Here is an 18,108-nt window from a genome sequence, read left to right as displayed (position 1 = left end):
ATGAAGGACATTTTTTGCGTCGCCGTGTTCGCAGGCAAGCTGCTGGGCCTCGCGATATTCGTGAGCGTCCTGCGACCGGACGCTATCGTCGCCGTCAAAGCGTCGATGGAACCCGCCTGCAAGATTGAGCGATCCCGCTGGCAAGGATGCGGCAAGTTGGCGGCGGCTTCGGGCGCCGATGTTGCGCCGTGCCGCGACCGTTCGGGCGTCGTTCACTGCTAAAGGCAATTGTGCCTGGCGCCAGGACATCGCCATGAACCACACCTCATCCTTCCGGGAACGTCACGCCGCCATCATCTTTGCGTTTCGCACTTACGCAGCGGCGATGCTGGCGTTCTCGATCGCGCTCCTGCTGGACATGCCGCGCCCCTACTGGGCGATGGCGTCGGTCTATATCACGTCCAACCTGTTCACGGGGGCGACGACCTCAAAGGCGGTCTATCGCATCCTGGGAACGTTGATCGGCGCGGCAGCGACGCTCGCTTTAGTCCCGAACCTGATCAATGCGCCGGAGCTGTTCAGTCTCGCCGTCGCGCTCTGGGTCGGCATTTGCCTATACCTCTCGCTGCTCGACGGCACGCCGCGCAGCTACATATTCATGCTCGCCGGCTACACCGTGGCGCTGCTCGGGTTTCCGATCGTCACAGCTCCGCAGGCGACGTTCGATATTGTGGTCTCCCGGGTGCAGGAAATCACGCTCGGAATCCTCTGCGCGAGCGTCGTTGCGATGCTGGTACTGCCGCGGAGTGTGACGTCTGCAGTCATCGCACAAGCCGACGCCTGGCTCACCGGAGCACGCGGGCTCGCTGTCGGCGTCCTCACCGGTCGGGGCAGCGACAAGGAACGTGACACTGAACGCTTGCGCCTTGCTGCCGCAGCCTCCGAAATCGACCAGCTTGGCCGTCATCTTGCCTACGAGAAGGACGCTTCGGCAAACGTGTCGCGGGGCTTGCAGCTCCTGAGGCGCCACATGCTGTCGCTGCTGCCGCTGTTGGGATCGATAGAGGACCGCCAGCTCGCGCTCACCTCGCACCAACAGGCGTCGGCACGCGTTGCGGCAATTAGCGCGAGGATCGCGGAATGGCTCGCAGGCGGCGGTAGCGATGAAAGGCAGGCCGATGCGCTGCGTGCAGCCCTGGATGAAGTACGGCCGGCGCTGAACGTCGACGCCAACTGGACCGACATTGCCATCAATGGCCTCGCCATCCGCCTGCGCAATCTGATCGATGTCGCACGCGACTGCCGGCTCCTGCGTGAGGCAATCGTTGACGATCGCGATCCCGATTCGCTGCCTCTTGCCTTCCCTCCCAGCCCGTTGGCGATAGCCGTCCCGCATCGGGACTACTGGTCTGCGCTCCTGTCGGCCGGGTCGGTGGCCCTTGCGGTGCTGGGCTGCTGCTGTTTCGCCATTGCGACCGGCTGGACCGACGGCATTGTCGCTCCGCTTTTTGCTGCCGTCGTCGGCAGCCTTCTCGCGGGCGTCGACGATCCCCTTCCGACGTTCCGCAACTTCTACGGACTGTTCCTCGTCGTTATCGCCATCCATGGAATCTACCTGTTCGGCGTATTGCCGCGGATTACGACCCTCGAAATGCTCATCGTCGCGCTGATGCCGACTTTCCTTCTGTTCGGCTGGATGGCTGCGCGACCCGCGACCGCCCGCGTCGGCTCGATACTTGCCATCTATATTTCCGTGCAATTGGCGTTGACCGACACCTATTCGGCCGACTTCTTGTCCTATGCCAACTCCAGCGTCGCTTTGATGGTTGGCGTCTCCCTGACGGGCGTCATTTCCGGCATCGTTCGCCTGGTTGGAGCCGACTGGATCGCAGGACGGTTGCTCCGAAGCAATTGGAGAACGCTCGCCGCGGTCGCGGGGCGCGAGTCGAACCAAAGCCCCTTTGCGCTAGCAAGTCTGATGCAGCATCGCCTTGCGCTGCTCGCCGCCCGCGTGGCTGTGGTCCCTGCCGATGCCAGAAGCGACGCTGCCAATCTTCGCCAGCTTCGAACGGCGCTCAATGTTCTCGACGTCAGGCGGGCGAGCCTCGGCTTGTCACGCCGCTCAAGGGCGACGATCGAAGCATTCTTCGCTCGCATTGCCTCGATTTGCCGGAGCTCGACGGCCGGCTCGCTTCCCAACGGACTGGTCGAACAGCTCGATAGCGCGATCGCAATCACGTTGCGGGAGCAGCCGGGCGAAGCCCGCGACGAGGTGCTGCTGGGTCTGACCGGGGTTCGCTCCGGCCTTTTCCCGCGGTCGCCGGCTTATCAGTCGCACGACATCGACCACAGGACAGTTGCCGCATGAAATACGAGCTTGACCTGATCGGCGTCATCGTTCCGAGCCTGCTGCTCTGGAGCGTGGCCGCCTATTTTCTTGCGCGCATCATCAGCAAGCTGATGAAGCATGCCGACCTGTATCGCCGCATCTGGCATCCCGCGCTGTTCGACTTCGCACTCTTCATCTGCCTGGTTGCCGGGCTCGTCTTCGCTTCCACGGAGTTTTTCTCATGAACGCCCCTGTTTCATTCTCGAAAGCCTTGTGGCGCGGGTTCACGATGAAGTGTCCGAACTGCGGTCAGGACCATCTGTTCGGCCGCTTTCTGAAAGTTGTCGAGCGCTGCGCGGCTTGCGGCGAGGATTACACGCCGCAACGCGCAGACGACCTCCCGGCCTATCTCGTGATCGCTATCGTTGGTCATCTTGTCGTGCCGGCGCTTCTAGCGGTCGAGATGGCCTATTCACCTCCCGCCTGGCTTCAACTGCTGATCTGGGTGCCCGTTACCGGGCTAGCGGCACTCCTGCTGCTGCAGCCCGTGAAGGGGACGATTGTCGGCCTGCAATGGCAGACCGGCATGCACGGTTTTGAAGCCGCAAGGCACCGCCGGGATCAAGAAGCCCGCGTTGGTGTTGCGCCCCCGCCCGACCTCAAGGAGCTGATGTCATGAAAGCCGTTCTGAGTTCGCTACGCCGCTTCGCCCTGACCGGCCTCATGGTGATGCTCGCGCTATGGGCCGGCTACAAGCTTTGGGATTACTACTTTGACGCGCCCTGGACTCGCGATGGTCACGTGCGGGCCGACGTCGTGCCCGTTGCTCCCGATGTCTCTGGCTTCGTAAGCGAGGTGCTGGTCCGTGACAACGAGCAAGTACAACGCGGCGATGTGCTCTTCCGGATTGATCGCGCGCGCTATGAGATCGCGCTAAGGCAGGCCGAGGCGGTGCAGGAAGGCAAACGCGCCGTGCTCGACAACGCCAATGCCGACCTGAAGCGCTACAGCGCGCTGACGCCCGGCGTCGTCGTGTCGACCCAGCGAATGGATCAGGTCATCGCCACCCAGGGCTCAGCACAGGCTGCCTATGACCAGTCCGTAGCGGACGTTGCGCTGGCAAAGCTCAATCTCGAGCGCAGCGAGGTGCGCGCCTCCGTCAGCGGCATTGTCACCAACAACGAGCTGCAGCCCGGCGCCTACCTCACCCCCGGTAAAGGCGTGATGGCGCTGCTCGATACGGATACGCTGCGCGTGGAGGGGTACTTCGAGGAAACCAAGCTGCAGCGCATCCACGCTGGCGACCCTGTCAAGGTACGACTGATGGGAAGCAGTCGCCTGTTGCAAGGTAAGGTGGAGAGCGTTGCCGCCGGTATCGAGGACCGCGATCGCAGCAATGGCTCTACCCTTCTTGCCAATGTCAATCCGACCTTCAACTGGGTCCGGCTGGCCCAGCGCGTTCCGGTCCGGATCGCGCTCGACCGCGCCGACCAGCGCAACAAGCTCGTCGCCGGCGCCACGGCGACGGTCGAAGTCCTTGCTTCGGCTTCGCGCGACGACACGGGGAAAGCTGGAAACCGACTGGCCGCTTCACGACATGCCGGCTGCTACGGCAATGATACAGCCGGCCTCTCAACTTGCAGGGCGGGCCTTCAATAGGCTCGACCTGATGCGCACTACGGAGAATGGCCGTCGGCATGTCCACGAACCCGCAACGGTACCCTTCGGCAAGACACAAAGCGTTTTGGGCGCTCGCGACGGGCCTGCTCGCCGTTCTGTGTGCGGTGGCGCAAATCTCGTCGTCTGCCCGCTCCACTCGATCGGATCAGCTCTTCTATTCCGACTAGGATGCAGCCCTCACCTACGTCGTCGACAGCGCCAATGCGGTCAGCCAGAACGCGGAAGTGGCGCAAGCTCTCGGTAGCCTGATCGGCCGGGTTGCCCAGCATAGCGCCGCCGCGGAGACGACGCTGGCGCGCGCCACGACGATGCTGGGGATAACTCGTGCGGCGTGAAGCCAATGTCCTGTCCATCATCGACGGCTTGCAGGTCGCCTTCTGGGCTGCGATCAGCAAGATGAGCCAGAACCGTGTCGAGGCTGACCGCATCGGCGTTGTCGCCGGCCTTGCGGCGAGCGAAAAGCCGGAAGATCGTAACGTAGCTCGGCATATTCCAATTCGAACCTAAGCAGGGCCGCAGTACGAGGCAGTCGACTTAGGTTGGGTGGGTGCGCAAATCCAACGATTCGTGCCCCCGGGTTGCCGGACGTCGATGCCGACAGTAGGCGCACGATGTCCCCACTACACCGCGAGACCTCATCGGTTGACGGTTGAGGCCGAATAGACAGTCGCGGAGAAAGCGAGCAGCGCGAAACCCGCCGCAGAAGAGCAAAATCCGGCCAGGAACACCGGCACTGCCATGAGCACTTGGCTGCTCAAGGACAGCCCAACGAGCGCGATCATGATTCCTCCGCGATCATGCCGGCCAGGCGATGGTCGACGATAATCGCGAGCAGCAGCAAGGCCGCGACATGGAGGCTGGCGGGCAGGTCCCCTACCCCGAGAAATGTGTCCACATTTTGCGCGAACACAGTCGCCGCCTCGCTCAGCACCGCAATGGCACCCCAGAAAACGGTGTGCGGATATCGTCGGCGCACGGACGGCACGGCCACAACGCTAAGCTGGCAGATCGGCACAATGGCCGCTGCCGCGGCCCAAGGGCTCAGATCGATCCCGCGAAGCAGCGCCTGTCCGTCGATGTCGCCCGATGCGGTCACCAGCGCCTGGGCGAGCCAGAACGTGCGCAGAGTTGTCAAAGCGACGCAGCCGACCCGAGCATGTCTAGGGCACTCGAATATCTCCCGCAGCGTTTACGAAACCGTCTCCGCGGCGCCGGCTCCGTGGTCGCCTCGCGAGGGCCAAACCTTCGCACGCAGGCCGGCGAACCACCGGCTCATCCCATGGAGGTAGATGTAGACAACCGGCGTGGTGAACAGCGTCATCAGCTGAGATACAATCAGGCCACCGACTATGGCGTATCCTAGCGGCTGGCGTAGCTCTGCGCCGGTGCCGGTGCCGATCATCAACGGCACGCCGCCGAGCATCGCGCACATCGTCGTCATGAGGATTGGACGAAACCGGATGCGGCAGGCTTCGTATGCCGATTGCTCGGCCGTTAGCCCTCTGTTGCGCTCGGCTTCGAGCGCGAAATCGATCAGCATAATGCCGTTCTTCTGCACGATGCCGATCAGCAGGATAATCCCGATCAACCCAATCACGTCGAGACCGAAGCCGAACGCCCAGAGCGTCAGCAGAGCGCCCAGCCCTGCGGACGGCAGCGTCGACAGAATGGTGACCGGGTGAATAGCGCTTTCATACAGCATGCCCAGGATGAGGTAGACGGCGATCACGGCGGCAACGATGAGGATCGGCGTAGAAGACAGCGAGGATTGGAATGCCTGGGCATTGCCCTGGAAGCTGGTCGCGACTGTCGAAGGCATGTGCAAGTCGGCCGTGGCTTTCTGCACGGCAGCTACCGCCGTACCCACCGCCGTCCCGGGCGCGAGGTTGAAGCTCAATGTCACCGACGGAAACTGGCTCTGGTGGTTCACTGAGAGCGGTGCAACACCGTATTCGATCGAGGTGAACTGGCTCAGCGGCACCATAGACCCGTTGGAGGAGCTGACATAAATGCGGTTCAACGCATAGGGCCCAAGCTGGAACGAAGGATCGGCTTCCAGGATGACATAGTAGGTGTTGAGCGTCGTGAAGATCTGGGCGACGTGGCGCTGACCGAACGCATCATAGAGCGCATTGTCGACCGCCGCGGGATCGATGCCCAACCGAGACGCGGCGTCGCGGTCGATATTCAGCTTGAGCTGGCGGGCGGCATTGGCCTGGTCGGTCGCGACGTCGGCCAGTTCCGGCAGCGTCTTGAGCTTATTGAACAGCTTGTCGGACCAGCTGTTGAGCTCGTCCTGATTCACATCCGTCAGCGTGAACTGATACTGCGTCTTCGATAGCCGGCTCGCAAGGTTGATGTCCTGCGTGGACTGCATGAACACCTGAATGCCCTTTTGCGTCTGCAGCTTGGCATCGAGCTGACGGATCACCTGGTCGGACGAGTACTGCCGCTGCGCGCGCGGCTTGAGCAGCACGAACAGGCGACCGTTGTTCTCGGTGACGGTCGGGCCGCCCGGCCCGATATAGCCGGTTGCATTGGCGACCGAAGGGTCTTTTGCGATGATGTCGATGACATGACGCTGCAGCTCCGCCATTTGGCTCGGCGAGACATCGGCGGACGCCTCCGTGATGCCGGCGATCATGCCGGTGTCCTGCTGAGGGAAGAACCCTTTCGGAATGCCCGCGAACAGCACACCTGTGACTCCTACGCTTGCGAGCATCACCGCCATGGTTAGCGGCTTGAACCGCAGCGTGAGCCGGAGCACGGCTTCGTAGCCGGCCTGGATCGCGACAAAGCCCCGCTCAAGGCCGCGCAACAGCGCTCCCGGGTTCGCGCCGTGCCCTGAGTCGAGAAGGTAGGCGCACATCATTGGTGTCAGCGTCACCGAGACGATAACGGATACCGCGATCGCGACGCACACCGTGACGGCGAATTCCTGGAACATGCGTCCGATGACGCCCCTCATCAAGAGCAGCGGAATGAACACCGCCACCAGCGACACCGAGATCGACATGATGGTGAAGCCGATCTCGCCGGCCCCTTTCAACGCCGCCTCAAATGGCGGCAAGCCTTCCTCGATATGCCGCGAAATGTTCTCGATCATCACGATGGCGTCGTCGACCACGAAACCGACCGCGATCGACAGTCCCATCAGCGACAGGTTGTCGAGGCTGTAGTTGAACAGATACATCACCCCGAAGGTGCCGATCAGGGAGATCGGCACGGAGATGCCGGGGATCAGCGTCGCTCGGACGTTGCGCAGGAACAGGAAGATCACGCCTACGACCAAAGCGATCGTCAGCACCAATGTGAACTGCACGTCCGCCACGCTCGCGCGGATGGTCTGGGTGCGGTCGGAGGCAATCTCGACCTTGATGTCAGACGGCAGGCCTGAGATCAGCTGCGGAAGCAGCTGCTTGATCCGGTCGACGGTGGCGATTACGTTGGCGCCGGGCTGCCGCTGAATCGCAAGGACGACGGCCGGCTTGTCGTTGAACCAGCCATGCAGCGTAATGTCCTCGGCGGCGACGATCGCCTGGCCGACGTCGCGAAGCCTCAGCGGCGCGCCATGCCGATAGGCGATGATGAGGTCGTCATAGCCCTTGGCGGTCAGGATCTGGTCGTTAGTGGCCAGCGTGAAGGATTGCTGCGCCCCGTAGAGCGCGCCCTTCGGCTGGTTGACGGTCGCGACGCCCAGCGTTGCACGGAGCTGTTCGAGATCGAGCCCCGCCGCCGCGAGCTTCGCCGGGTTGACCTGTACCCGGATCGACGGCTTCTGCGCGCCGCCGATTGTGACCAGCGACACGCCCGGCACCTGGGAGAGTTTTTGCGCCAAAATGCTGTCGGCATAGTCGTTGACCTTGGTGAGCGGCTGGGTGTCCGACGTCAATGCGATCAAAAGCACCGGGACATCGGCTGGGTTGATCTTCCGGAAGATCGGCGGTGACGGCATGTTCTTCGGCAACTGGCCTGAGGCCGCATTGATCGCCGTCTGCACGTCCTGTGCGGCGGCATCGACGCTGCGGTTCAGCGCAAATTGCAGGGTGATCTGCGTATTGCCGAGCCCGCTGCTCGAGCTCATGACGGTCAGCCCTGCAATCTGGCCGAATTGCCGCTCTAAGGGCGTTGCAACCGAGGAGCCCATGGTCTGCGGATCGGCGCCCGGCAACTGCGCGGTCACTTGGATCGTGGGCGTATCCACCGTCGGCAACGCCGAGATCGGCAGTTGAAAGAAGGCAACCAACCCGATCAGGGTAATCCCAATGGTGAGAAAAGCGGTCGCGACGGGTTTGCGAATAAACCCTGCTGAAACGTTCATGGCAGCATCCCTGCACTTGCGGTGGTGGCGTTCTGAACCCGGCTGCTCTGGCTGTCCGGAACGAGTTCGACCGTCGTTCCCGCGCTGAGCCGGTATTGACCTGCGGTCACCACGGTCTCGTTCGGTGACAGCCCCTGCTCGATCAGCACCTTGCCGGCACGCGATTGCCCCGCTACGACCTGGCGCACAGTTACCTTGTGGTCGGGCCCGATCACGTACACAAAGACGCCGTTCGGGCCCTGCTGGACCGCCGTCAGTGGCACGGTCAGCGCATTCTTGCGGACCGCGATGGTCAGATGGATGTTGACGAACGCGCCGGGCCAGAGAGTCCGGGCGGCATTGGGAAAGGAGGCCTTGAGCCGCACCGTGCCGGTCGAGCTGTCCACCTGATTGTCGATCAGCATCAGGCTGCCATGATCGAGCCTGCGGCGGTTCGAAGCATCATAGGCGTCAACCGCGACGTCTCCCGCCGCAATCGCCTTCTGCACATCGGGGATCTCGGTGGATGGCAAGGTGAAGATTACTGCGATCGGCTGCAGCTGGGTCAGCACGACGAGACCGTTGGGATCACTGGGCTGGACGATATTGCCTGGATCGATGCGGCGGATGCCGGTAACGCCATCCAATGGCGCGGTGATCGTGGTGAAGCTCAACTGCGTTTGCGCCGCCTCGAGCGCTGCCTGGTCGAGCTGAATGGTACCCTCGCCCTGCGCCACCTGCGAATTCTGCGTATCCAGCGCTTGCTGGGTGGCAAAGCCACGGTCCGCAAGCGGTCGTGTCCGCGCTAGGTTTGCCTTCGCATTTTTCAGGCTTGCCTGGTCGCGAACGAGCGCCGCGTCCGCCTGGTCCACCTGCGCCTCGTAGACGCGCTGATCGATGCGGGCCAGCACCTGGCCACGTTTCACCTCCTGTCCCTCGACAAAGTCGACGCTTTCGAGAGTGCCCTGCACCTGAGTACGAATGGTCGCGGTGTTGAGCGGGCTGACTGTGCCAAGGCCTTCCACAACGATGGGCGCATCACCTTGCGCGACGCCTGCGGCTGTCACCGGGATAGCGGCCTGTATGGGGACAGGCGTGCGGGAGGCCTCGCCACGGGATGCGGCGCTTTTCGCCGAACCCAGCCAGATATATCCGCCAAAGCCCGACGCCGCGGTGACTAGAAGAGCTGCACCCGCCATCTTCAGAGGTCTTGGCATCATCATCTTCAAGCTCCGTGTCCGCTGTGACGACCGACCATCGCGGCCAGCTCCAGCACAAAGGCTTCCGCAGCGCTCGCGATTGTCGCTGATTTGTTGGCGACAGCACCAAGTCCGATGACGCGAACGTCAATGTTCGCGCGCTGCAATTGTTCGACGAGGCCATCTCCGGCCCGCCCCGAGCCGTGGTGATGCACGACGAGGCGGATAGCCGTAGGCGTTGGAACGATGGCGAACGAGAGCGGGTGGCAGGGTATGTCGATCGCGACGATCCCTGCGCAGTCGATCGTACCTTGGGCGACGAGCTCGAACGCTCGACGCCCGGTTTCGCCACAACCGAGGAGAATCAACCGCCGGGGGTTGGCCGCCCTTCGCTTCATCAGCGCGGCGATATTGTCGAGAATCGTGGTCCGGTTGACCTGGGTCAGGCCGATGAGAGCCCACATTGCGGAGGGGATTAGCTGCCGCCAGGGCGCCAGATCTTCCGGCGCTAGGGTCGACGGTTCCGGGCCGGCAATCAGCACGACCATGATCCTTGCATTGGGCCGCGCCGAGGGCGTCGCGGTGTGACTGACGAAGAACATGCTGGGAAACTGGCGTTCCTCAGCCTATTATTCAAATGAATTGCCTTTATCTCTCAATTCACGTTGTGCATCTAGTCCGCCATGAGACTTCGCAATCTCGATCTCAATCTGCTGCTGGTATTTGACGCCGTACTGCATGAGAGAAGCGTCGTGCGGGCGGCCGATGCGCTTTCGATCAGCCAACCCGCAGTCAGCCACGCGCTGAACAGGCTTCGACACGCGCTGAAGGACAAATTGTTCGTCCGCACGCCGTCGGGAATGATGCCGACGCCGCGGGCCGAGCAGCTTGCGCTACCGGTCCGAAAAGCGCTCAACGAGCTCCAGCTCGCAGTGGAAGGCGACAGCTTCGAGCCGTCCACGGCCGACCGGCGCTTTGCCATCGCGGTCAACAATTATGCCGCAGTCGTCGCGGTGGGCCCTATCGTGGCCGCCGTCCGCGCCCAGGCGCCGAAAGTGCGGTTGTCGTTGGTCCCGAGCGGCACGCTCAATCTTGCCGATCGGCTCGATCGCGGCGAACTCGATCTCGCGATCGCCGCGAGGGAAGCGGCCGGCGAGCGATTTGCCTCGCGGCTATTGATCGATGATCGCTATGTCGCGGCTTTGAGAGGCGGCCACCCCGCGCTACGGAAGAAGCTGACGGTCGAGGCCCTCGCGGCAACGCCCCATCTTGCGATCAGCTCAAGTGGCGAGGATCTGGAGTTCATCGATCAGGCATTGACGCAGAAGGGGACCCGCACCGTTGCACTTGACGTGCCCTATCTGTCCGCTGGTGCTGTTCTGGTCCAATCCAACTTGATCGCCATCCTCGGGCGCAAGCTCGCGCAGGAGTTTCGTCGGGCCCATGCCATCGAGATCCACGAGCTTCCATTCGACACTCCCAGGCTGCGCAGCGTCATGATGTGGCACCGCCGGTTCGACGACGTGCCGGCCCATCGCTGGCTGCGCGACACCATCGTGGCAGCGACAGCCGCAATCTGACGACGAGCGGCATGTGGCTACACCAGAGATCCTCGGTGTGCAGATCAGCCTGATTTTACGGGGGCATTGACCCCGGAAAACCTCATCCTCCAGGCGACGTCGCTGCATGGCGAGCGGTTGCCGATGATGCTTCCCGGCATCTGGATCGGCGCGAAGCCCGACGATTACACCCCTTTCAAGACCTTGCGGATAGCGATCTTTGACAGGAGAAAGCTGGACGATATCGGGCGAGCCGCTGTCAGCCGAATGATGTGACGGAGAGAGTGTCAGTCAATCCCCGTTGAAAGATAAAGCATTTTCGACCTTCATAGACCAAAACCCACCAATTCAGCTACGCGCAGAATTGAAAATTCCTCTGCGCGAGCACGTTGGAAGACCGGCACCATCGGGAGTGGGACTTAGGAACCAACATAGACATCGACACAGAGGACAGACGCCCAAATACTGATCGAGGGAAAAGATCCTGCGTGCCACTGCTGAAATCGAGCCGGTTTTCGTCACACGAACCAGCCAAGCCAGGGCGCCTACGATATCCATGAGCATACTTGGGAGGATGAGCGGGAGCTAATCGGAGATGAGGACGCGCCGGTAGCGCTGTGGGGCGTAGCAACAGGTGCTATTGGCATCGTATCCGCAGCACGAGGCGGCGGGAATTGCGCAAACGCCGCACCTGGCACCTGCGAAATCGCTGCGAACGTCGAAGCCAGCGTCAACGGTTTCTTTCGGGACATAGCGTCTCCCTTGCTAGAATTGCGGCTCAAGGGTCGGCGCTGACGCATCGCGCGGGGAGCTTCGCCCGGGCGCGGCGATTTCGTGCACCGGAGCATCGGCCCCATGCAGTTGATCGCTGTGATCAGGATGAATTCTAAACCACGCCACATACAGCGCCGGCAGAAACAGCAGCGTCAGCAGCGTACCGACGATGATCCCACCCATCATGGCATAGGCCATCGGCCCCCAGAAAATTTCGCGTGCGATTGGGATCAACGCGAGACTTGCGGCGGCCGCGGTCAACAAGATTGGTCGCATGCGGTGCTCGGTTGCTTCCACCACGGCATCCCAGGCGGGCCTGCCCTCCTTCTTGAGATCCTCGATTTGCACGATCAGGATCACGGAGTTCCGGACCAGGATGCCGATGAGAGCCAGCACGCCGAGGATGGCCACGAAGCCCAGCGGCGCGCCGCTTGGCAGCATGGCCATGACAACGCCGATCAGCGCGAGCGGGGCGACAGCGAACACCAGAAACAGGCGCGAAAAGCTCTGCAGCTGCACCATCAGCACGGTCGCCATGATGAACAGCATCAAGGGTACGACCGCGACGATCGGCCCCTGGCTCTTGGCACTCTCCTCCACCGAGCCGCCGATCTTGATCGAGTAGCCCGCGGGCAGCTGCTTGGTAAATTCCGCCACCTTCGGCGCGAGCTGGTCGACGACCGTCTTCGGCTGAACGTTGCCGACCACGGCGGCCTTGAGAGTAATCGTCGGGATCCTGGCGCGGCGCCAGATCGTGGGCTGCTCCAGCTCGTAGCGCAGATTGGCGACCGCGCCGAGCGGCACCGATTGGCCGCCGAGCCCGGTCATCTGCAGGTCGCGCAGCGTATCAATCGAAGCGCGCTCCGGCGCGGTCGCTCGTCCCGTGACGTTGACGAGATAAATGCTGTCACGCACCTGCGTGACCGGCGAGCCCTGAAGCACCGAGTTCAGGGTGGTGGCGATATCTTCCGAGGTCACGCCGAGCTGGCGCGCCTTGTCCTGGAGCACGTCGACCTTGACGACGCGCGCCGGCTCCATCCAGTCGAACACCACATTGCCGAGGTCAGGATTGCTGCGGATGACGCCTGCGAGCTTCTGCGCGAGGTTGCGTACCTCGGCGATGTCGGGGCCGCTCAGGCGGTATTGCACCGGACGTCCCACGGGAGGGCCGACCTCGAGCAGCTTGACGTAGGTGTCGGTGCCCGGGAACGTCTTCCTCAAATAGTCCTCGAACTGCGACTTGAGCTTGTCGCGCGCGGCGATGCCGCCCTTGGTCACGATCACCTGCTGACCGAACCAGGTGTTGGCGGTCTGCAGGTCGAACGACAGAACGAAGCGCGGCGCGCCGGTGCCGACATAGGTGGACCAGTGCTCGATGGAGTCATTGCCCTGCAACTGCTCGCGCTCGAAGCGCGCCATCTGGGTATTGGTCTCGGTGATCGAAGCGTTCTGTGGCAGGTTCCAGTCGATCACGAGTTCGGCACGGTCGGACGAGGGGAAGAACTGCTGCTGCACGAACTGCAAGCCGAACAGGGCGAGCAGGAAGGCCCCGGCCGTGACAGCGACGGTGCTCCAACGGTGATGCATGCAGAACAGCAGCAGGCGCGCGAACATCTGCGCGACGCGCCCCTTTTGCTCGTGGTGTCCCTTCATCTTCGCTGGCAGAATGGTGACGCCGAGCAACGGCGTGAACAACACGGCCACGATCCAGGAGACGATCAGCGACACCGCGATCACGACGAACAGCGTGAACGTGAACTCGCCGGCATTGCTGCTGTTGAGCCCGATCGGGATGAAGCCAGCAACCGTGACAAGCGTTCCCGTCAGCATCGGGAACGCGGTCGACGTATAGACGTGGGTTGCCGCCTTTTCGAGGGGATCGCCGATCTCGAGCCGCGCCACCATCATCTCGACCGCGATCATGGCGTCGTCGACCAAGAGGCCAAGCGCGATGATCAAGGCGCCCAGCGAAATGCGCTGCAGCGAGATGCCGCAATAGGCCATCACGACGAAGGTGATCGCGAGCACGAGCGGAATGGCGATGGCGACCACGAGACCGGCTCGCATGCCCAGGCTCAGAAAGCTGATGCCGAGCACGATGATCACGGCCTCGAACAGGGCTTCGGTGAAGCCCGAGACCGCATGTTCGACCACGACGGGCTGGTCGGCAACCAGGTGGACGCCGACGCCGATCGGCAGGTCGGCGATGATCTTCGTCATCTCCTCCTTCAGCGCCTCGCCGAACTGCAGCAGGTTGGCGCCGGATTTCATGCCGATCGCGAGGACGATGGCGGGCTGACCGTTGTACCGAAACAGGGTTGACGGCGGATCGGCATAGCCGCGCGTGATGGTCGCGACATCGGTCAGCGGGAAGAAGCGGTCGTTGATGCGCAGATTGACCGCCTTCAGGCTCGCCTCCGAGGTGAACTGGCCGTTGACGCGGACGCTGATCCGCTCCGGCCCCTCCTGGAACACGCCGGAGGGCGCCACCGCGTTCTGGCCCTGGAGCGAATTCATGATGGCGTGGACGTCGAGACCGAGCGCTGCGATCTTGCGGGTAGAAAATTCCAGATAAATCACCTCGTCCTGCGCGCCGAGAATGTCGACCTTGCCGACATCGGGCACCGTCAACACCTTGGCCCTGACATCCTCGACCTGATCGCGGAGCTGTCGCTGGCTCAAGCCGTCGCTGGTGAAGGCATAGACGTTGCCGAAGACGTCACCGAAGCGGTCGTTGAAACCGGGCCCGATCACGCCTTGTGGGAAATCGCCCCTGATGTCTGCGATCATGTTTCGGACGCGCACCCAGGTCGGCTTGACGTCGGCCGCCTTAGTCGAATCGCGCAAGTAGACGAAGACGGTGGCCTGACCCGCGACCGTTACACTCTTGGTGTAGTCGAGCGTTTCCAGTTCCTCCAGCTTCTTCTCGATCCGGTCGGTGACCTGACGCGTCATCTCCTCAGGCGAGGCGCCCGGCCACTGCGCCTGGATCACCATGGTCTTGATGGTGAAGTCAGGATCCTCCTGTCGTCCCAGCTGGAGATAGGCAAACAGGCCGGCCGCCATGAAGGCGATCATGAAATACCAGACGAGCGAACGATGGCCGAGCGCCCAGTCCGAAAGGTTGAACGACTTCATGGCTCTTGATCCTGTTCGATACGGACGTGTTGTCCGGGCTTGAGGCTGTGGACTCCGGCGGTGACGACGCGGGCGCCGGCGGCAAGTCCGCCGGTGACGCGGATGCCCGCCTGTTCGGCGACACCATCGATCTTCTGCAGCGAGACGGTGCCGGCGGACTGATCGACCACCCAGACGAAATCTGCGCCGTCCCGCGCGAGCACCGCTGATGCGGGTAGGCGCAAGACCTTGCTCTGGTCCTTCCCGAGCTTTGCCGTGACGGTCGCGCCAAGACGGAAGCTTTCGGGCGGGTTGTCGAGCGCAATCCGGACACGTCGCAGCCGCGTCACCGCATCGGCCTGCGGTGCGATTTCGCGGATGCTGCCTTCGACCTGAACCGCGGGAAGGAGCTGCAGGCTGACGGTGAACGGGAGACCGACTTCGAGCGGCACTGGTAGGTCTTCCCCGATATCGACAACCACCTCGCGAATGTCCGGCCGCGCGACCGTCACTACGGTTTGACCGGGCGAGATCACCTGGCCGACTTCCGCGCCGACGGCGGTGACGACACCGCCGAAGTCGGCCTTGATCTGGGCATAGCCGAGTTGCTCGATGGCTTTGGTCAGGTTCGCCTGCTCCTGCGCGACGCTTGCTTCGGCGCCGGCGCGGGCCTGCTCGGCATTATCCAGCGTCTGCCTGGTGGTCGCATCGCTGGTGATGAGCGTGCGTTGCCGCTCCTCCGTGGCCTTGGCCGTCGCAAACTGCGCCTCGGCCTTCGCAAGTTGAGCTTTGGCCGCGCGAACGGCGAGATCGAGTGCAGTGGGATCAATCGTCCCGATGATTTGTCCTTCGCTGACGATGTCGCCAACGTAGACCGGGCGCGAAGTCAGCCGTCCGAGCACGCGAAAACCAAGGTTGGTCTTGTAGCGCGGCTCGACGACGCCGACGGCAACCGTACTGTCACCGCTGTTCGGCTTGGCCACCATTGAGAGCACGGGGCGCACGGGCTCCGGCGCGTTCATCTCCTGCTGGCAGTCGGTGAGCAACGAGGCCGCCGCGAGCGTGCCAGCGATCATCATGACCTGTCGCTTCATGACTGATCTCCCTCCTCAGTGACCGACTGGCCGACACTCAGAAGCTTGCCGCCGTCGACGACGACGCGCTCGCCGGGCTCGAGGCCTGCCTTGATCAGCACCTGACCGGCTTCATAAGCGCCGACCGTGACGGACTTCAGCGACGCAGTCTTCGTTTTCGGGTCTACGGTCCAGACGGCAGGCCTCCTGCCTGCGGCCATCAGCGCGCTCCAGGGCAAGGTGATGTCCTTCTGAGCTTTCGTCTTGACAGTTCCGGCGACGGCGCTGCCCAGCGTCATCGCGGCCGGCGGATTGTCGATGGACACCTTGACGCGGATCGTGGAGCTCTTCGCGTCGATCGCCGGTGAGATCTCTCTCACCTCACCCGTCGCGGTCACGGCGGGATCGGAGACCAGCGCCAGCGTGATGCGGCGGCTGTCGGTCTCGCCAAGAAATACGGATTCATAGACCTCAAAGACGGCATCCCGCTCCCCATCTTGGGCAAGCGAGAACACAGGTTGGGCAGCCGGAACGACCTGGCCGACCTCGAGGTTTCGAGCGGTAATGACACCGTCGGCTTCAGCGCGCAGGGCGGCATAGCCGAGCGCATCCTTGGAGGTGCCCAGTTGGGCCTTGGCGGCTTCCAGCACGCCCTCTGCGGTTCGTAAACCTTCCTGGGCCTGGTCGTACACGGTCCGGGTGGTGAAGCCGCTTGCGATGAGCGCTTTCTGACGTTCGAAGGTAGCCTTCGCCACGCGCAGCTGGGCTTCGGCCGAGGCCACTGCCGCGGTCGCGGCATCGACGTCGGCTTGTTGCTCCGCCGGATCGAGACGGGCGAGAACGTCGCCTTTGTTGACGTGAGCACCGACGTCCACGGTACGGGCAACCACGCGTCCGCTGACGCGGAAAGATAGATCGGCACGAAAGCGCGCCTGGATCTCCCCGGTCAGCGTGAGAGAGGCTTGCCGGTCGCGCGGCTGCACGATCGTGGTCCGGACCAGTGTGGCGCGCGCGGCCGTCTGTGACGCGCGGTCGTTGCAGCCGCTCAGCGCGACGCCGGCAAGCACGGCCGCCGCGACGAGGGCCTTGGCCGCAGGGAGCGTCCGAAGCGGATCGGTCGGATTGGAAGAATGGGTTGTCATGACGCGTCCGCAGGATGGGAAGGCGACAGCAGCCCGCCAAGGACATCGGCGGACCGACAGGGGAGGACCAGCTCGCGGTCGTGCTGGCACAGCAATCCCGCAAACGGGTCTATCGCAGCGGTAGGCCCGCATTGATGATCGGCCGCTGCGCTGGCCTTCAACACCACTTTGTCTGAAGCGGCAGCTCTCGTGCGGCGCGGAGCCCTCGCCTGGCGCGTCGCGATTGACCGGTTTGGACCCAGTTCGCGCTCGCTGAGCGGAAAAGAGAGGACAATCGAGGTGAATTCGGCGCCAAAGCCTTGCTCGATCCGGCCGCCGAGAGCCCTGGCAAGATCTCTCGCTGTTCGCAGTTCGCGGTCAGAGACGTCGCGCGCCGGGCGCGAGCCGTTGTCCAGAACGACGCAATTCACCAGGGCGCCGGCGCGCGTCAGCTTGACCTTGATCTGCCCGGCCCGCCCGTCGAAGCAGGCGTGCCTAGCCGCGTGCATCACGAGTTCATGGACGATCAGCCCCAGGTGCCAGCAGCGCTCCGGCTGAAGCGCGAGGCAGTGAGTCGCGAAGGCCAGTTGAATGTTCATCCGGTCCAGCAGCGCTCGGCGCATGCCACCTTCCAATTTGCGAATGTAGGTGGCGGCGTGAATCAGCGTATCTCCCGCAGGCATCGCCAGAGCGCGATGCACGTCGGCATAACCGTGCAGCAGTTCCACGACATCGCTGAGTGCGCTTTTGGCTTCCTTCCCCTCGACCCGAACGGCGGCGGCGGAGACAACATCGATGGCGAAGGCAACCCCGTTGGTGACCCTGTGATGCAGTTCGCGCAACAGAACGCGCTCCGGCAAGCCGGACGGGTCTGGGCTCAAGATAGTCACGACACTCTCCTCATTTTGCTCGGACGATTGGGCTCGAACGCCCCACCTCTGCGAGCCTGATCCTCGCAGGAGCATTCGCCAGGCCCGCAACCATCGAGCCCCCCATTTAATAAACTATACCGTATA

The 18,108-nt window shown here is 63.0% G+C and carries 17 protein-coding genes; 8 read left to right on the top strand and 9 right to left on the bottom strand.

The features are described from left to right. The 6 genes from ACVMIH_RS02695 (at nt 1) to ACVMIH_RS02670 (ending at nt 4,456) form a co-directional block, all read left to right on the top strand. Nucleotides 1–222 (top strand): hypothetical protein, encoded by a 222-nt coding sequence (locus ACVMIH_RS02695; RefSeq protein WP_141340166.1) that lies wholly within the window; start codon nt 1–3, stop codon nt 220–222. Between the two features lie 31 nt (nt 223–253). Then, nucleotides 254–2,308: an FUSC family protein gene (locus tag ACVMIH_RS02690; protein ID WP_456860640.1), complete on the top strand. Its 2,055-nt coding sequence runs from the start codon at nt 254–256 to the stop codon at nt 2,306–2,308. After that, complete coding sequence (locus ACVMIH_RS02685) at nt 2,305–2,514, top strand: DUF1656 domain-containing protein (RefSeq protein ID WP_456860639.1); 210 nt, start codon at nt 2,305–2,307, stop codon at nt 2,512–2,514. Before ACVMIH_RS02690 ends, ACVMIH_RS02685 begins: the two co-directional genes overlap by 4 nt. After that, a complete protein-coding gene (locus tag ACVMIH_RS02680) occupies nt 2,511–2,948 on the top strand; it encodes a DUF983 domain-containing protein (protein ID WP_456860637.1) in 438 nt (145 codons plus the stop codon). The genes ACVMIH_RS02685 and ACVMIH_RS02680 overlap by 4 nt, the downstream gene beginning before the upstream one ends. Next, complete coding sequence (locus tag ACVMIH_RS02675) at nt 2,945–3,928, top strand: efflux RND transporter periplasmic adaptor subunit (RefSeq protein WP_141340170.1); 984 nt, start codon at nt 2,945–2,947, stop codon at nt 3,926–3,928. Before ACVMIH_RS02680 ends, ACVMIH_RS02675 begins: the two co-directional genes overlap by 4 nt. Nucleotides 3,929–4,273: 345 nt before the next feature. Continuing rightward, on the top strand, nt 4,274–4,456 hold the full coding sequence (locus ACVMIH_RS02670; RefSeq protein WP_420888171.1) for a hypothetical protein: 183 nt from the start codon (nt 4,274–4,276) through the stop codon (nt 4,454–4,456). Nucleotides 4,457–4,584: 128 nt separating this feature from the next. On the opposite strand, the gene ACVMIH_RS02665 is transcribed toward ACVMIH_RS02670, so the two are convergent. From ACVMIH_RS02665 to ACVMIH_RS02645, 5 genes are read right to left on the bottom strand one after another with little or no spacing between them, the layout of a single operon-like run. After that, nucleotides 4,585–4,731 carry a hypothetical protein gene (locus ACVMIH_RS02665; protein ID WP_159109525.1) on the bottom strand — a complete coding sequence of 49 codons (147 nt, stop codon included), beginning with the start codon at nt 4,729–4,731 and terminating at the stop codon, nt 4,585–4,587. Continuing rightward, a complete protein-coding gene (locus tag ACVMIH_RS02660) occupies nt 4,728–5,084 on the bottom strand; it encodes a hypothetical protein (protein ID WP_229189032.1) in 357 nt (118 codons plus the stop codon). The genes ACVMIH_RS02665 and ACVMIH_RS02660 overlap by 4 nt, the downstream gene beginning before the upstream one ends. Before the next feature lie 54 nt (nt 5,085–5,138). Further along, complete coding sequence (locus ACVMIH_RS02655; protein WP_456860634.1) at nt 5,139–8,270, bottom strand: efflux RND transporter permease subunit; 3,132 nt, start codon at nt 8,268–8,270, stop codon at nt 5,139–5,141. Further along, the gene (locus tag ACVMIH_RS02650) at nt 8,267–9,472 is read right to left on the bottom strand and encodes an efflux RND transporter periplasmic adaptor subunit (RefSeq protein WP_456866370.1); all 1,206 of its coding nucleotides are present in this window, start codon (nt 9,470–9,472) and stop codon (nt 8,267–8,269) included. The genes ACVMIH_RS02655 and ACVMIH_RS02650 overlap by 4 nt, the downstream gene beginning before the upstream one ends. Nucleotides 9,473–9,474: 2 nt before the next feature. After that, complete coding sequence (locus ACVMIH_RS02645; protein WP_316399099.1) at nt 9,475–10,050, bottom strand: hypothetical protein; 576 nt, start codon at nt 10,048–10,050, stop codon at nt 9,475–9,477. 81 nt (nt 10,051–10,131) lie between these two features. Between ACVMIH_RS02645 and ACVMIH_RS02640 the strand changes: the two genes are divergently transcribed. Next, nucleotides 10,132–11,028: a LysR family transcriptional regulator gene (locus tag ACVMIH_RS02640; RefSeq protein WP_456827385.1), complete on the top strand. Its 897-nt coding sequence runs from the start codon at nt 10,132–10,134 to the stop codon at nt 11,026–11,028. Between the two features lie 66 nt (nt 11,029–11,094). Further along, complete coding sequence (locus tag ACVMIH_RS02635; protein ID WP_229189039.1) at nt 11,095–11,283, top strand: hypothetical protein; 189 nt, start codon at nt 11,095–11,097, stop codon at nt 11,281–11,283. Nucleotides 11,284–11,772: 489 nt separating this feature from the next. Here ACVMIH_RS02635 and ACVMIH_RS02630 read toward each other — a convergent pair whose 3' ends face one another. From ACVMIH_RS02630 to ACVMIH_RS02615, 4 genes are read right to left on the bottom strand one after another with little or no spacing between them, the layout of a single operon-like run. Next, a complete protein-coding gene (locus ACVMIH_RS02630; RefSeq protein ID WP_456860632.1) occupies nt 11,773–14,919 on the bottom strand; it encodes an efflux RND transporter permease subunit in 3,147 nt (1,048 codons plus the stop codon). After that, a complete protein-coding gene (locus tag ACVMIH_RS02625) occupies nt 14,916–15,992 on the bottom strand; it encodes an efflux RND transporter periplasmic adaptor subunit (RefSeq protein WP_456860630.1) in 1,077 nt (358 codons plus the stop codon). Before ACVMIH_RS02625 ends, ACVMIH_RS02630 begins: the two co-directional genes overlap by 4 nt. Next, complete coding sequence (locus ACVMIH_RS02620; RefSeq protein ID WP_456860628.1) at nt 15,989–17,113, bottom strand: efflux RND transporter periplasmic adaptor subunit; 1,125 nt, start codon at nt 17,111–17,113, stop codon at nt 15,989–15,991. The genes ACVMIH_RS02625 and ACVMIH_RS02620 overlap by 4 nt, the downstream gene beginning before the upstream one ends. Next, on the bottom strand, nt 17,110–17,982 hold the full coding sequence (locus ACVMIH_RS02615; RefSeq protein ID WP_229189045.1) for a histidine kinase dimerization/phosphoacceptor domain -containing protein: 873 nt from the start codon (nt 17,980–17,982) through the stop codon (nt 17,110–17,112). The genes ACVMIH_RS02620 and ACVMIH_RS02615 overlap by 4 nt, the downstream gene beginning before the upstream one ends. Between the last annotated feature and the right edge of the window lie 126 nt (nt 17,983–18,108).

Source organism: Bradyrhizobium sp. USDA 4503 (assembly GCF_054055815.1).
This window is presented reverse-complemented; position numbering and strand designations above follow the sequence as displayed.

Excerpts from the sequence above, each read along its gene's own strand:
- ACVMIH_RS02695 (WP_141340166.1), top strand. The coding sequence starts at position 1 with ATGAAGGACATTTTTTGCGTCGCCGTGTTCGCAGGCAAGCTGCTGGGC.
- ACVMIH_RS02690 (WP_456860640.1), top strand. The coding sequence starts at position 254 with ATGAACCACACCTCATCCTTCCGGGAACGTCACGCCGCCATCATCTTT.
- ACVMIH_RS02685 (WP_456860639.1), top strand. The coding sequence starts at position 2,305 with ATGAAATACGAGCTTGACCTGATCGGCGTCATCGTTCCGAGCCTGCTG.
- ACVMIH_RS02680 (WP_456860637.1), top strand. The coding sequence starts at position 2,511 with ATGAACGCCCCTGTTTCATTCTCGAAAGCCTTGTGGCGCGGGTTCACG.
- ACVMIH_RS02675 (WP_141340170.1), top strand. The coding sequence starts at position 2,945 with ATGAAAGCCGTTCTGAGTTCGCTACGCCGCTTCGCCCTGACCGGCCTC.
- ACVMIH_RS02665 (WP_159109525.1), bottom strand. The coding sequence starts at position 4,731 with ATGATCGCGCTCGTTGGGCTGTCCTTGAGCAGCCAAGTGCTCATGGCA.
- ACVMIH_RS02655 (WP_456860634.1), bottom strand. The coding sequence starts at position 8,270 with ATGAACGTTTCAGCAGGGTTTATTCGCAAACCCGTCGCGACCGCTTTT.
- ACVMIH_RS02650 (WP_456866370.1), bottom strand. The coding sequence starts at position 9,472 with ATGATGATGCCAAGACCTCTGAAGATGGCGGGTGCAGCTCTTCTAGTC.
- ACVMIH_RS02645 (WP_316399099.1), bottom strand. The coding sequence starts at position 10,050 with ATGTTCTTCGTCAGTCACACCGCGACGCCCTCGGCGCGGCCCAATGCA.
- ACVMIH_RS02640 (WP_456827385.1), top strand. The coding sequence starts at position 10,132 with ATGAGACTTCGCAATCTCGATCTCAATCTGCTGCTGGTATTTGACGCC.
- ACVMIH_RS02630 (WP_456860632.1), bottom strand. The coding sequence starts at position 14,919 with ATGAAGTCGTTCAACCTTTCGGACTGGGCGCTCGGCCATCGTTCGCTC.
- ACVMIH_RS02625 (WP_456860630.1), bottom strand. The coding sequence starts at position 15,992 with ATGAAGCGACAGGTCATGATGATCGCTGGCACGCTCGCGGCGGCCTCG.
- ACVMIH_RS02620 (WP_456860628.1), bottom strand. The coding sequence starts at position 17,113 with ATGACAACCCATTCTTCCAATCCGACCGATCCGCTTCGGACGCTCCCT.